The following is a 13,429-nucleotide window of genomic DNA, read 5'->3' as shown; positions in this document are numbered from 1 at the left end:
TCACGCTCTCTCGGCGCGTGATCCGCGCATTTCTCGCGTTCGAACTGGGGGCTTGCCCGGCACGAAAGTCCGGCGCATGCTCCCGGCCTCTCACAGGACATGCACGGAGAAAACATGGCCAAGCTCAGCAAGGACATCGTCATCGTGGGCGCGAAGCGCACCGCGTTCGGGACGATGAATGGCGCGCTCAAGGGTGTCACGGCGAACGATCTCGCGGCGCACGCGGCGAAGGCTGCCCTCGCGCAGGCCGGCGCGGCGCCGAGCGACGTCGGGCACGTCGTCGTCGGCAACGTCATGCAGACGAGCGCCGACGCGATCTACTGCGCGCGCCACGTGGGCCTCAAGGCAGGCGTGCCCATCGAGGTCCCGGCGCTCACGGTGAACCGGCTTTGCGGCTCGGGCTTCGAGGCGGTCGTGCAGGCGGCCCAGCTCCTCCTGCTCGACGAGGCCGACGTGGTGCTCGCGGGCGGGACCGAGAACATGTCGCAGGCGCCGCACGTGCTGCGCGGCGGACGCGAGGGTTTTGCCTTTGGCAAGGCCCCGGCGCTCGAGGATTCGCTCTGGAGCGCGCTCACCGATAGCTACGTGAATTCGCCGATGGCCATCACGGCCGAGAACCTGGCGACGAAGTACGGCATCTCGCGCGCCGAATGTGACGAATACGCGCTCCGCAGCCAGAAGCTCTGGGCCGCGGCGAACGAGGCGGGCGCGTTCAAGGACGAGATCGCGCCGATCGAGCTGCCGGGCAAGCGCGGGGCGCCGCCGGTCTCGTTCGCGGTGGACGAGCACCCGCGGCCGCAATCGACGCCCGAGGCGCTGGCGAAGCTCGCGCCTGTCTTCAAGAAGGACGGCACGGTCACGGCCGGCAATGCGAGCGGCATCTGCGACGGCGCGGCGATGCTCGTCGTGACCACGGCCGAGAAGGCGCGTGAAAAAGGCTGGACGCCGCTCGCGCGGATCTTGCAATGGGCGTCGGCGGGCGTGGATCCGTCGATCATGGGCATCGGCCCGGCGGCCGCCATTCCGAAGGCGCTCGAGCGCGCGGGCGTCGCGTTCGACGCGGTCGACCTCTTCGACGTGAACGAGGCGTTCGCGCCGCAATGGCTCGCCGTGCAGAAGGAGCTCGGGATCCCGCTGGAGAAGGCGAACGTCAATGGCGGGGCCATCGCGCTCGGCCATCCGCTCGGCGCCTCGGGCGCGCGCATCACGGCGCACCTCGTCCACACGCTCCGCCGCACGGGCAAGCAGATCGCGGTGGGCAGCGCCTGCATCGGCGGCGGGCAAGGGATCGCGGTCGTCCTCGAACGACTCTGATCGGAGCATCGAGGCCATGGCCCCTTTCCAGAAAGAACGCGAGGCCGACGTCGTCATCGTCGGCGCCGGCCTCGCGGGCCTCTCGGCGGCGGACGCGCTGACCCGCATGGGAAAACGTGTCGTCGTGCTCGAAGCGCGGGATCGCGTCGGCGGGCGCACGCTGGGCCGGGAGATCGGGGGCCGTGTGCTCGATCTCGGAGGGCAATGGCTCGGCGCGGGGCAACGCCGCTTGGGGCGCCTCGCGGCCGAGCTCGGGGTCGCGACGTTTCCGACGTACCATTCCGGGCAAAAAGTCTTGCTGCGGGACGGGCGGGTCTCGACGTATGCGGGGACGATTCCCTCGCTACCGGTGCCGGGGCTCGTCGCGCTGCATTTCGCTTTGCGCAAGCTCGACGCGCTCGCGGCGCGGCTGCCCGAGGGCAGGCCGCTCGCGGCGGCCGAGGCTTCGGCATGGGACGAAGATACGCTCGAGACCGCGGCCCGAACGCTCATCACGCGCGCCGACGTGCGCGAGCTCTTCGACGCGGCGGTGCGGGTGGTGTTCGGCGCGGAGCCGCGCGAGATTTCGATGCTGTATTTCCTCGCGTACCTGCGCGCGGGCGGCGGGCTCATGCGGCTCGTCGAAATCGAGGGCGGGGCGCAGGAGCGGCGTTTCGTGGGCAGCGCGCAGGAGCTCTCGATCCGGCTCGCGGCGCGGCTCGGGGACGCGGTCGTGCTGTCCGCGCCGGCGCGGCGTATCGAGCAGGATGGGCGCGGCGTGGTCGTGACGTCGGATGAAATCGCGGTGCGGGCGCAATACGTGATCGTCGCCGTCCCTCCGGCGCTCGCGGGCCGCATCGAATACCGCCCGCTCTTGCCCGTCGTGCGGGATCAGCTCACGCAGCGCATGCCGATGGGCTCGACGGTGAAATGCATCGCCGTCTACGATCGACCTTTCTGGCGAGAAGCAGGTCTCTCGGGGGAAGCCGTGACGAGCACGGGGCCGATGTCGGTCGTGTTCGACAATGGCTCGCACGACGGCGCGGTGCATTCGCTGCTGGGGTTCGTCGTGGGGCAGAAGGCGCGTGTCTTTTCGGAGAGGCCTCCGGAGGAGCGGCGCGCGGTGGTGCTCGGGAGCCTCGGGCGTATGTTCGGCGAGCGGGCGCTCCGGCCGAGTGAATACGTCGAGTTCGACTGGTCGACGGAGGCATGGACGCGCGGTTGTCCCGTCGGGGTGATGGGGCCCGGGGTGATGACCGGCGTCGGGCGCGCGCTGCGCGAGCCGGTGGGGCGAATCCACTGGGCCGGCACCGAAACGGCGACGGAATGGACGGGCTACATGGAGGGGGCGCTCGAATCGGGTGAGCGGGCAGCCGGCGAGGTCGGGGCGCGGTTCGAAGACGCGGCGATTTCGCGCTGAGTCAATCCGAATTGCTCCACGTCAGCACCGCCCGCCGTGGATACGGGCCGAACCCGGAAAACACGGCGAGGTCGTCTCCCCCATCGGATATGACGATCGCCCAGACCCAGGCTTCGTGGGAATCCGCGAGTCGGGCGCGGTCCAGGGTGATGAACGAGGAAAGATTCCACCGCGAAAGGACCATCTCGATGAATGCAGCGTCTTCGCTGTCGAGTCCCCGTATCGCGCCCGTGCCGCCGTGCTTGGGTCCCTCGAAATAGGCACCGAGCTCGGTCTCCGGACCGAGCAGATGGCCACCGGGGTGCGTACAATCATTCGCGAGAGGGACGTAAATCCCTTCGAGCGTGGGGTGCAGGCATGCCGTTCCGCCTGTCTGGTTCGAGTAGAGCACGCCGCTCGGAAACGACAGGATCGCCCCGAAGCCGACGGCTCCCCAGAGCTCGACGATCGGCAGCTTTCTCATTTCCCCGTGAGCAGCCACCGCAAGGCCTCGCCCTCCGCCGTGAAAAACGAATACAGCGGGAGCCCCGTCTCGACCGAGAGCCTTTGAATCTGCATGCGCCCGAGCGCGCTGCTGACGAGGTTCGCCGCGCGCACGAGGCCGTTCTGGCGCGCGTGGGTCATCGTCTTCTCGACGAACGCGCTCACCTCGGGCTTCTGCGGCGGGAAATTCGAGATGTTCGCCAGGACGTACCACGGTTTGCCGAGGAGAGGCCTCGTCTTGCGCTCGAATTCTTCCCAGTACCCCTTCCCGTCCCCGACGTCCCAGAACCCCCACACGTCGACCCGGACCACGTTCGTCGCGCCATCGACCGTGACCAAAAACCCCTTTTTCGCGACCTCCCGCGCCGGGGGCAGCGCCGGCTCCGGGGGCAGCGCCGGCTCGGGGCGCGACGCCGGCGGTTTGGGTTTGGCCGATGGAACCTGCTCCTCGGGCGGCCGCGCGCTCTCGCGCACGAGGTCCGTGAGGGCCGCGATGGCCGCTGTCGCCCGCGGAAAACGAGCCTCCACCGATTTCGCGGTCACGCCGGCGAACCAGAAATCGAATCCGGCAGGGAGATCCACGCTTTTGCGGCGCTTGGCCCGCGCCTCCGGCGATTCGCGCGGGCCATCGGAGATGTCGGCCGCGAGCAGGATGGGCGAGCCGTCGCGCTCGAGCTCCACGGCCCAGTAAGGCTCGCCGACGAGCAATTCGTAGGCGAGCTGGCCGAGGGCATAGATGTCCGCAGCCGGCCCGACGTCCTGCGAGGCCTCGACCTGCTCGGGCGCCATGTAGAGCGGCGTGCCGAGGATGCCGCGGGTCGCGATGCCGGTGACGACCGGATCCACCGTCTTCACGACCCCGAAATCGAGGACCTTGATGCAGGGCGTGCCGTCGTCGCGCCACGAGAGGAAAACGTTCTCGGGCTTGAGATCGCGGTGGACGACGCCCGCGGCGTGGAGTTTGTCGAGGGCGAGCGCGGTCTGCGTGAGATAACGGAGCACGTCCTCGATGGCGACGCGGATGCCCTGGTCGAGGATCGCCCCGAGGTCGCGCCCGCGGAGCAGCTCCATCACGAGGAAAGGCAGTTCGGTGCTGGGATCGATGCCGACGTCGAGGATCCGGACGATGTGATCACTCTCGATCGCGCCCGTCGCCCGCGCCTCGAGCTCGAAGCGCTTGCGGCCCTGCTCGTTCGACACGAGATTCGGCAGCATGACCTTGAGGGCGCGCCGGCTCGAGGTCTTCTGGTCGACGACCTCGTACACCGTGCCCATGCCGCCGGACTTGATCGGCCGGATCACCCGATACCGGCCGTGGAAGAGGGTCTCGGGCTCGAGGAGCGCGGGGCGTGACAGCAACATGGGGGGTAGGTGAAGCTACCAACACCCCCGCGCGGCGACAAGCGATCGCCCGCGCCCCCTCAGGAGAGGCGCTTCGGCTCGCCCGTCCCCTCGCCGAGGACGTCGCCGAACGACGACGCGGAAGGCCCGGTGAGGCGGCCGAGGCGCTCGGCATAATGGAGCAGGAGGGTGCGGTTGTCCGAGACGGCGAGGTTCTGGATCTCCAGGGCGCCGATGCGATCCTCGGGCGTGAACGCGGCCTCGGTCTTCTCCATGGAGAGTTTTTCCGGCGCGTAGGCGCTCTTTTCGGCGCGGGTCTCGAGGATCGTGTAATCGTCGCCGCGGCGGAGCGAGAGGCGCACGATGCCGCTGATCGGCGTCGCGACCCAGCGGGCGAGCGACTCCTTCAGCATCATCGCCTCGGGGTCGTACCACTTGCCCTCGTAGAGGAGGCGGCCGAGGCGGCGGCCGAGCGTGACGTAGAGGTCGGTCGTGTCCTCGTTGTGCGTGGCGGAGAGCAGGCGCTCGTAGGCGATGTGGAGCAGCGCCATGCCGGGCGCCTCGTAAATGCCGCGGCTCTTCGCGCCGATGACGCGGTTTTCGATCTGATCACTCATCCCGAGCCCATGCCGCCCGCCGATTTCGTTCGCCGCGACGACGAGGGAGAACAACGACGAGAATCGAGCGCCGTTCAGCGCGACGGGCACGCCCTCGGCGTATTCGACCGTGACCTCCTCCTCGGCGATCGCGACGTCGGAGCGCCAGAACGGCACGCCCATGATGGGGTTCACGATCGTCATGCCCTTGTCGAGGAACTCGAGGTCCTTCGCCTCGTGCGTCGCGCCGAGGACGTTCGCGTCGGTGCTGTAGGCCTTCTCGGTGCCCATCGGGTACGGCATGCCGATCGAATCGAGATACTGGGCCATCTCGGTGCGGCCGCCGAAGGCGTCGACGAACTTCTGGTCGAGCCAGGGCTTGTAGATTTTGAGGTCGGGATCGACGAGCACGCCATAACGGTAAAACCGCTGGATGTCGTTGCCCTTGTGCGTGCTGCCGTCGCCGAAGACGTGCACGCCCTCCTCGCGCATGGCCCGGACGATGGCCGTCGACGTGACGGCGCGGCCGAGGGGCGTCGTATTGTAATACTTGCGGCCGGCCGTCGAGAGGTGGAACGCGCCGCACTGGATGGCGATGATGCCCTCGCGCGCCATGGACTCGCGGCAATCGACGAGCCGCGCCGCCGCGGCGCCGTGCGTGAGCGCGACGGGCGGGATGTCCGCCGGGGTCTTCTCGTCCGGCTGGCCGAGATCGGCGGTATAACAATGAACGCGGAGGCCCTGGCGCGAGAGCCAGGCCACGGCCGTGCGCGTGTCGAGGCCCCCGGAGAATGCAATGCCGAGCGCGGTGCCCGGCGGAGGAAGGGTGCGGTAGATGCGGCTCATCTCGCCGCGTGCGATAGCAGGGGACGACGCGCCGCGAAAGAGCTTTCTTGCATCTTGGCCGCGCTACTCGTCGCCGACGAGCCCCTCGCGCCGCCCCATCTCGTAGAGCTTTTCCTTGAGGTGCTGGAAGCGCTTGCGGAGGCGCGCGGCGGCGCGTTTCCGTTCGTCCGCCCCGAGCGGCGGCGCGTCCTCGCCGTGGAGCACGACCGCGAGGTCGTCCCACGAGAGCTGGCGATCGACGCGCAGCATGAGGAGCTCCTGCTCCTCGGGCGGCAAGCGCGCCCGGATCTCGGCGAAACGATCACGCCGCTCGGTGCGGAGGTACGAGCGCGTGACGGTGCGGACCTCGGCCTCGATCGCCGAAAGCTGCGAGCCCTCCGGCAAGGGCACGACCCGCGCGGCGCGGCGCTTCTCGGCGCGGCGAAAATCGAGGGAGGACGTGCGCGCCACGGCATACGCCCAGGTGCGGAAGGAGGCGTCCCAGCGAAAGCTCGGCAGGCTCTTCCAGAGCTTTTCGGCGAAAAGGGAGAATACCTCCGACGCGTCGGTCTCGTTGCGGTGGAGCGCCGCGACGAACTCGAAGATCTCGGGGCCGTAGGCGCGCAGGGCGACGGACGTGGCGGCGCCGATGTCCCCGCCCTCGGCGAGGCGGCGGATGTCTGCGTCGATTGTGCGCCTTTTGTCCGCGTCCATGCGAGGGGGAGCCCGAGCCTCGAGGCAGCGCGCGGGCACCCCATCTTGCCCGCCCCGCCGCCGCTTGGGAAGTGCTCTCCCGCGCGTGGCGGCGCGCGCGGATGGTATGCTCGCGGCGGTCCATGCCAGGCGAGCCCTTGTCCGGACGCACGGGCGACGTGCGACGGGACGTCGTCGACGACGACGACGACGCGTCTCTGTCGTCGTCGTCCGAGGACGGCGACGGTTCGATCACGCCCGATCCTTTCCTGGCGAAGATCGCGCGGATCCCTTCGCGGAGCGCGCCGAGCGCGCCGGCGACGTTGCCGCGCCCCGGCGAGCGCGTGGGGCGTTTCGTGGTGCGCGAGGAGATCGGTCGCGGCGGGATGGGCGTGGTGTTCGCCGCGACGGACCCGACGCTCGGCCGCGAGGTCGCGCTGAAGGTGCTCCTGTCGGAGGACGAGGAGCGCAAGCATCGGCTCTTGCGCGAAGCGCGCGCAGCCGCGGCGCTCGGGCACGCGGGCGTCGTGGCGATCTACGACGTCGGCGAGGACGCGGGTCGGGCGTTCATCGCGATGGAGCGGGTGCGAGGCTCGACGCTGCGCGAGCGGCTCGACGCGAGGCCGAAGGACGCACCGGCGCTGCCGCTGGACGAGGCGCGCCGCGTCGCGAAGGACCTCGCCCGCGCGCTCGCGAAGGCGCACGGTCGTGGCCTCGTGCATCGGGACCTCAAGCCCGAGAACGTGATGATCGAGGCCGACGGCCGGGTGATCCTGCTCGACTTCGGCCTGGCGAAGACGACGCACATCGAGATCGATCCGGTGTCGATCGCGACGGCCGACGGCGCGATCATCGGCACGCCGAGCTACATGTCGCCCGAGCAAGCGCGCGGAATGCCCGTGGACGCGCGGAGCGACGTCTTCTCGTTCGGCGTGATGCTCTACGAGATGCTGACGGGAAAACGGCCGTTCGTCGGGAAAAACGCGCCCGCCGTGCTCGCGTCGATCGAAGGATCGGAGCCGACGCCGCCGTCGACGATCCACGCGGGCGTCGATCCGGACCTCGAGCGCGTGGCACTTCGGTGCCTGCAAAAAGAGCCGTACGCGCGGTACGAGAACGCGGGGGCGATCGCGAAGGAACTCGACCAGGATGCGCGCACGCCGCGGGTGAAGCGCTTCCTCACGCCGGTCGCGCTCGTGGTGCTCATGCTCATGCTCGTGGCGGCGATCGGGGCGTCGAGGATCCGCAGCGAGAGGGCCGCGGCGCCGCTGGACGAGCCCTCGCCGAGCACGCGTGTCGCCGTCGCGAACGCGCTCTCGCCGGTCGTCGCGACGGACCTGCCGAGCTCGGCGTCGCGAAGCGAGGAGGCGCGCGCGGCCTATCGCGCGGGGCTCGAAGCGTTCCGCGCGGGCGGCACGTGGGGGCCGGATTTCCAGCGGGCGATCACGCTCGATCCGGCGCTCGCCTCGGCGCACGTGCAGTACGCGGCGATCGGGATGGCGCAGCACCTCGACGGCATCCGCGAGAGCTTCCGGCAAGCGCGGGCGAAGAGCGAAGCGCTCTCGCCGCGCGACCGCGCGCTGCTCGACGCGATCGAGCCGGTCGTGCAGCGCGAGCCCGCGGACTGGGCCGAGGCGAGTCGCCGGCTCGGCGCGATGATCAAGGACCACCCGGGCGACGCGCAGCTCTGGTACTTCCTGGCGCTCGGCCGCGGCAACTTCGACGATTTCCAGGCGGCGATCCAGCACCTCAAGCGCGCGATCGAACTCGATCCGCAGTTCGCCCGGGCGCTCAGCTCGCTGGCCGTCTTCGAGGCGTACCGCGGCCGGTTCGACGAGGCGCAGAAGGCCATCGATCGATGCCTCGGGGTCGCGCCGGACGCGATGGCGTGCCTGTCGTACCGCGCGCGGCTCGAAGGATATGCGGGGCGATGCGCCGCGATGGAGTCGACGGCGCGGCAGATGATCGCCCGCGGCGCGCAGGCGCACCTCTCGTACCCGCTGCTCGCCGACGCGCTCGCGTCCCGCGGCGAGCCGAGCGCGACGGTGGAGGAGGCGCTGCGGCACGCGGGCAAGCAAGTGGACGAGCTGCCGAAGGGCACGGCGGAGGTCGTGCGCAATCGCGTGCTCGTCGTGGGCGCGATGCGCAAGGCCGCGCTCTACGGCGACTTCGAGGAGGCGCTCGAACACGCGCGGGCCCTCGGGCAGAGGGCGGAGGGCAGCGCGCGGCGCAACGATCACGGGATCGCGGCGCGCGCGGTCGCGGAGCTGCTCATCGAGTCGGGCAAACACGCGGAGGCCGGGGCGGTCGCGCTCGGCTATCTGGATCGTCAAGGCGCGTGGGAGCCGGATCCGAGCGCGGAGGACTCGGCCCTTTCGAATGACGCGACGCCCGCGCTGCTCGTCGCGGCGCGCAAAGCAGGGGCGATCACGCGGGAGGGGCTCGCGTCGCGGCGGCGCGCGTGGCTCGCGGAGTGGTCGTCCCGCGCGACGCCGGCCGCGCGCAGTTACCTGTGGCTGCACGGATGGGCAGCCACGACGATCCAGGCTGAGGACGCGCGCGACGCGCTCGCGGCGCTCGCGGAGCACGGACCGCTGCCGCCGTACGTACCGGGGACGCTGGTGGGCGCGTCGGCAGGCCTCACGTTCTTGCTCGGCGGTCGGCTCGACGAAGCGAAGCGCTGGCTCACGCAGGCGGCCGGGAGTTGCTCGGCGCTGAGCTTTCCGATCGCGCACACGCGGGCGCACCTGTGGCTCGGGCAGGCGCTCGAGGCTTCCGGGGACACACGCGGCGCGTGTGCGTCGTACCGAACGGTGCTCGATCGATGGGGACGCGCGCGGCCGCGGAGCGTGACGGCGGACGAGGCGCGCGAGCGGTCGACGCGGCTCGGCTGTACACGCTGAACTTTTTTGGTCACACCCGCCGGGGTTCTGCGTCGATCCCCATGAACGGACCGACGGAGGGCCTTTCTGATGCGAACTTCGCAGATGCTGTTTGCCGCCGTATCGATCGTCGCCGCCGCCTCGCTCACGGCCGCGTGTGACGCACCCGCGGGCGCGGGGGATTCGAAGGGACCATCAAAAGGAGCGGCGGAGTCGACGTTCGTCTTCGCCGGCAAGCGCGGATCGGCGGGTCAGGCGTGGCGTTCGCTCGGTCCGGACGGCACCGAGAAGCTGCACGGCGAGACGCGCCTGATGCTCGCGAGCGGGGCCGAGCGGCAGGTGGTCGAGGACGTGACGCTCGACGTGAGCGGCCGCATCGTGTCCGCCGAGATCACGACGACGAGCAGCGCGCCGAACGAGCTCCCGGTGTGGCTCCGGCTCGCGCCCTCGGAGGGGCTCGTGCGAGTCGTGTCGGGCTCCTCCGAGACGAGCTTCCGCGTGCCCGCGGATGCGCCGTGGGTTTACACGGCCCTGCCGGCGGGGATCCCCGCGACGCCGATCGCGGCGTGGATCGCGAAACGCGGCGCGGACACGGCGCCGTGGCTTCGGGTGGTTTCGGCGAGCGAGGCGCGGAGCTTCCTCGCACCGCTCGATCAGGTGGTCGTGCGAACGGAGACGGGCACGACGGTGGTGCTCGGGCGAGACGCGGCGGACACGGACACGGTGTTCGTGCGGGACCTGCGCCTCTCCGACGGCGAGGTGCTCACGCGGACGAACGGGCCTGCGCTCGTGCTGTGAAGCGCTTCAACGCGGCGCGGATCCGGCAGGCAGGAGGACGGTGAAGAGGGCGCCGCCCTCGGGTGCGTCCGCGATTTCGAGGCGCCCGCCGAGGTCACGCACGATGTCGGCCACGATGGGGAGCCCGAGCCCCGTGCCGCCGATCTCGACCTTCGTCGAGTAAAACATCTCGAGGACCTGCGACCGTTTTTCCTCGGGGATGCCCGGCCCCGCGTCGGCGACTTCGAGCCGGAGGAAGGGCTCGCGCTCCGGATCGTCGGCCTCCATCGCGAGCGAGATCCGGAGCTTCCCGCCGCCCGGCTGCGCCTGGATCGCGTTGATGCAGAGGTTCATCACGACCTGCAAGAGGCGATCGCGCACGGCGAGGATCGGCGGGAGGCGTTCGGCGACGACGAGGCGCAGATCGATCCGGCGCACGCGGAGGTCGGGCGCGAGGAACGCGGTCACGTCACGCACGACGTCGGCGAGGTGCACGGGGACCACGTGGTTCGTCGGAGGTCGGCTCACGTCGAGCATGCGCTGGACGATGCGGGTGATCCGCTCGCACTGGCCGGCGATCGTCTCGAACTGCCGGCGCACGGGCTCGGGCAGGTCCTCGTCCGCGGCCGAGAGGCGCGACCAGCCGAGGATGGTGTTGAGCGGCGAGCCGATCTCGTGCGCGAAGGACCCGGCCACCTGCCCCACGACCGCGAGGGCCTGCGCGTGCCGCATGCGCGAAGCGAGCTCGGCCCGCTCCGCCTCGGCCGTGAGCAGCTTTTCCCGCGTCTCCGCGAGCGAGCGGGTCATGTCGTTCACGGCGCGCGCCACGCGATCGAGCTCGAGCAGCGGCGAGGCCTCGACGCGCACGTCGAGGTCCCCCTCGGCCACACGATCGGCGGCGTGCACGAGGTTGCCCCACTCGCGGCCGAGCACGCGCGAGATCCAGACCGCGATGATCGACACGCAGAGCGCGGCCGCCCCGCCCGTGAGCGCGAGCCGCACCAGCGTGAGGTCGATCATGCGATCGATCGGCCGAAGCTCACGGGTCATGATCACCGCGCCGAGGCCGGGCGCATCACGCACGGGCTCGACATGCACGAGGACCTCCTCGTCGCCGACGTGGAGCGTGCCGTGGCTCGGCTCGCCGCTCTCGAGGGCTCGCGCGGCCATGGCGTCGAGGGCGGGAGGCGCGTGCGCGAGCGCCGACGAGCGCGCGAACGGCTGGCCTCGCTCGTCGTAGAGCGCCACGCCGTGAACGGTCTCCTCGGCGGCGACGCGCTCGACGAGCGCCGCGGCCTCCTGCGTTTGCCCTTTCGTCGCTGCGACGGGAAGGGCAGCCGTCCGGAGCGTCGCGATGTTGTCCGCGAGCGCGCGCTCGCTGCTCTCGACGAGCGAGGCGCGGGTCGTCCGGATGGACACGAGCCCCGTCACCACGAAGCCGAGGACGACGGGCGTCGCGAAGATGGCGAGGAGCTTGCGGGTGAGCCGCTTGCGCGCGAGGTTCATGGACGAGCTCGTTATGGCACGCGCGCGGCCGGACCGAAGGCCGGGCCCGTGCCAGGCTCGTCGAATCACGAGGACGGGATGCCCAGCACGAACCACACGCCGATGCACCTGCTCGTGGTGGAGGACGACGCGCCCCTCGCGGAGCTGTTCGTCGGCATCGCCGAAAAGCGCGGCCTGCGCGCGTCACGAGCCGCGACGATCGCCGAAGGCCGCGCGCGTATCGAGGCGGGCGACGTGGAAATCCTCCTGTCGGACATGCGCTTGCCGGACGGGAGCGGCATCGACCTCATCGAGTGGACCCGCAAGGCCGATCCGCGCATCGTGATCCTCGCGGTCACGGCGTTCGGCAGCATCGAGATCGCGGTCCGCGCGGTGCGGCAAGGCGCCTACGATTTCCTGACGAAGCCCGTCGAGCCGGCGGTGCTCGGCGTCGCGCTCGACCGGGCCGTGGAGGCACGGCGGCTGCGGGGCGAAGTCGAGGCGCTGCGCGGGGCGCTCGCGACGGAGAGCGCGCTGCGCGGCATCATCGGCAAGAGCCGCGCGCTCGCGGACATCACGAGCGTCGTGCGGCGCGTGGCGGACGCGCCGGCGACCGTGCTCGTCACGGGGCCGAGCGGCAGCGGCAAGGAGCTCGTCGCCCGCGCGCTGCACGAGGCGAGCCGGCGCAAGGACGGGCCGTTCGTCGCGGTGAACGCCGCGGCGATCCCCGAGACGCTGCTGGAGAGCGAGCTCTTCGGCTACAAGAAGGGCGCGTTCACGGACGCGCGGCAGGACAAGAAGGGCCTGTTCGTCGAGGCTGACGGGGGCACGCTTTTCCTCGACGAGATCGGCGATCTGCCGCTCGTGCTCCAGGCGAAGATCCTGCGCGTGCTCGAGGAGCGCGAGGTGCGGCCGCTCGGCGCGACGCGCAGCGCGCCCATCGACGCGCGGGTCGTGGCCGCGACGAACCACGACCTGCGCAAGGCCGTGAAGGAGGGCCGTTTCCGCGAGGATCTCTTCTACCGGCTCGCCGTGATCGAGATCGCGATCCCGCCGCTGCGGGATCGTCCCGAGGACATCCTGCCGCTCGCCGAGCACTTCCTCGGGCGGGCGAAGGCGCGCGCAGGGCACACGATCCAGGGTTTTTCGGGCGCCGCGGCGCGCGTGCTCATGGCCTACGACTGGCCGGGCAACGTGCGCGAGCTGGAGAACGCGGTCGAGCGCGCGGTGGCCCTCGCGCAGGACGAGTGGATCAGCCCCGACGATCTGCCGCCCACGGTGCAGAAGCCGAGCACGCCCGATCTCTTCGCGAGCGCCGCCGAGCGGATGATGACGCTCGAAGAGGTCGAGCGCGCCTACGTGAAGCACGTGCTCGAGCGCTTCGGCGGCAACAAGGTCCGCGCCGCCGCCGCGCTCGGGATCAACCGCCGCACAATCCAGCGGTGGCTCGGCGAGGAAGAGTGAGCCCGAGAAGGCGTCGTCCGGTTCCCCAACCGTAAAACACGAAAATCGTTTCGTGAATCCGAGGTGCGGCACAAAGTCGCAACTGGGACCCGACGTCGCACCGCGTCAGGGACGAAGCGCCGCAGAAACGGCGGCGCGCGGCAGCTCCGCGTGCTGGCACGGGAGGTGAA

General features: G+C 70.6%; 10 protein-coding genes. 5 read left to right on the top strand and 5 right to left on the bottom strand.

Annotation, left to right across the window (positions count from 1 at the left end):
* The first annotated feature begins 114 nt into the window (after positions 1-114).
* Positions 115-1,314 carry an acetyl-CoA C-acetyltransferase gene (locus QHF84_RS24680; RefSeq protein WP_281315850.1) on the top strand — a complete coding sequence of 400 codons (1,200 nt, stop codon included), beginning with the start codon at positions 115-117 and terminating at the stop codon, positions 1,312-1,314.
* A 16-nt stretch (positions 1,315-1,330) separates the two neighbouring features.
* Positions 1,331-2,713, top strand: a complete 1,383-nt coding sequence (locus QHF84_RS24675) for a flavin monoamine oxidase family protein (protein WP_281315849.1) — start codon at positions 1,331-1,333, stop codon at positions 2,711-2,713.
* Position 2,714: 1 nt separating this feature from the next.
* Here the strand turns inward: QHF84_RS24675 and QHF84_RS24670 are convergent, their stop codons facing one another.
* The 4 genes from QHF84_RS24670 to QHF84_RS24655 all read right to left on the bottom strand — a co-directional run bounded on the left by QHF84_RS24670 (position 2,715) and on the right by QHF84_RS24655 (position 6,672).
* Positions 2,715-3,176, bottom strand: coding sequence for a DUF6210 family protein (locus QHF84_RS24670; protein ID WP_281315848.1), 462 nt, complete (start codon positions 3,174-3,176; stop codon positions 2,715-2,717).
* Positions 3,173-4,558: a serine/threonine-protein kinase gene (locus tag QHF84_RS24665; protein ID WP_281315847.1), complete on the bottom strand. Its 1,386-nt coding sequence runs from the start codon at positions 4,556-4,558 to the stop codon at positions 3,173-3,175. Before QHF84_RS24665 ends, QHF84_RS24670 begins: the two co-directional genes overlap by 4 nt.
* Positions 4,559-4,617: 59 nt before the next feature.
* A complete protein-coding gene (gene argG / locus QHF84_RS24660; RefSeq protein ID WP_281315846.1) occupies positions 4,618-5,979 on the bottom strand; it encodes an argininosuccinate synthase in 1,362 nt (453 codons plus the stop codon).
* Between the two features lie 63 nt (positions 5,980-6,042).
* Entirely contained in the window at positions 6,043-6,672 is a 630-nt protein-coding gene (locus QHF84_RS24655; protein ID WP_281315845.1) for a sigma-70 family RNA polymerase sigma factor, read from the bottom strand.
* A gap of 137 nt (positions 6,673-6,809) precedes the next feature.
* Between QHF84_RS24655 and QHF84_RS24650 the strand changes: the two genes are divergently transcribed.
* Both QHF84_RS24650 and QHF84_RS24645 read left to right on the top strand, forming a co-directional pair.
* Positions 6,810-9,554, top strand: a complete 2,745-nt coding sequence (locus tag QHF84_RS24650; RefSeq protein ID WP_281315844.1) for a serine/threonine-protein kinase — start codon at positions 6,810-6,812, stop codon at positions 9,552-9,554.
* Positions 9,555-9,623: 69 nt separating this feature from the next.
* A complete protein-coding gene (locus QHF84_RS24645; protein ID WP_281315843.1) occupies positions 9,624-10,331 on the top strand; it encodes a hypothetical protein in 708 nt (235 codons plus the stop codon).
* 6 nt (positions 10,332-10,337) lie between these two features.
* Here QHF84_RS24645 and QHF84_RS24640 read toward each other — a convergent pair whose 3' ends face one another.
* Positions 10,338-11,816 carry an ATP-binding protein gene (locus QHF84_RS24640; protein WP_281315842.1) on the bottom strand — a complete coding sequence of 493 codons (1,479 nt, stop codon included), beginning with the start codon at positions 11,814-11,816 and terminating at the stop codon, positions 10,338-10,340.
* 78 nt (positions 11,817-11,894) lie between these two features.
* Here QHF84_RS24640 and QHF84_RS24635 point away from each other — a divergent pair, with 78 nt between their 5' ends.
* A complete protein-coding gene (locus QHF84_RS24635; protein WP_281315841.1) occupies positions 11,895-13,259 on the top strand; it encodes a sigma-54 dependent transcriptional regulator in 1,365 nt (454 codons plus the stop codon).
* Positions 13,260-13,429: the final 170 nt, after the last annotated feature.

Source organism: Polyangium sp. y55x31, from assembly GCF_029946505.1.
GTDB lineage: Bacteria > Myxococcota_A > Polyangia > Polyangiales > Polyangiaceae > Polyangium.
The sequence above is the reverse complement of the archived record's forward strand: the minus strand, read 5'-3'. Positions and strand labels throughout refer to the sequence as shown.

Excerpts from the sequence above, each read along its gene's own strand:
- argG (WP_281315846.1), bottom strand. The coding sequence starts at position 5,979 with ATGAGCCGCATCTACCGCACCCTTCCTCCGCCGGGCACCGCGCTCGGC.
- QHF84_RS24645 (WP_281315843.1), top strand. The coding sequence starts at position 9,624 with ATGCGAACTTCGCAGATGCTGTTTGCCGCCGTATCGATCGTCGCCGCC.
- QHF84_RS24680 (WP_281315850.1), top strand. The coding sequence starts at position 115 with ATGGCCAAGCTCAGCAAGGACATCGTCATCGTGGGCGCGAAGCGCACC.
- QHF84_RS24675 (WP_281315849.1), top strand. The coding sequence starts at position 1,331 with ATGGCCCCTTTCCAGAAAGAACGCGAGGCCGACGTCGTCATCGTCGGC.
- QHF84_RS24655 (WP_281315845.1), bottom strand. The coding sequence starts at position 6,672 with ATGGACGCGGACAAAAGGCGCACAATCGACGCAGACATCCGCCGCCTC.
- QHF84_RS24665 (WP_281315847.1), bottom strand. The coding sequence starts at position 4,558 with ATGTTGCTGTCACGCCCCGCGCTCCTCGAGCCCGAGACCCTCTTCCAC.
- QHF84_RS24635 (WP_281315841.1), top strand. The coding sequence starts at position 11,895 with ATGCCCAGCACGAACCACACGCCGATGCACCTGCTCGTGGTGGAGGAC.
- QHF84_RS24670 (WP_281315848.1), bottom strand. The coding sequence starts at position 3,176 with ATGAGAAAGCTGCCGATCGTCGAGCTCTGGGGAGCCGTCGGCTTCGGG.
- QHF84_RS24640 (WP_281315842.1), bottom strand. The coding sequence starts at position 11,816 with ATGAACCTCGCGCGCAAGCGGCTCACCCGCAAGCTCCTCGCCATCTTC.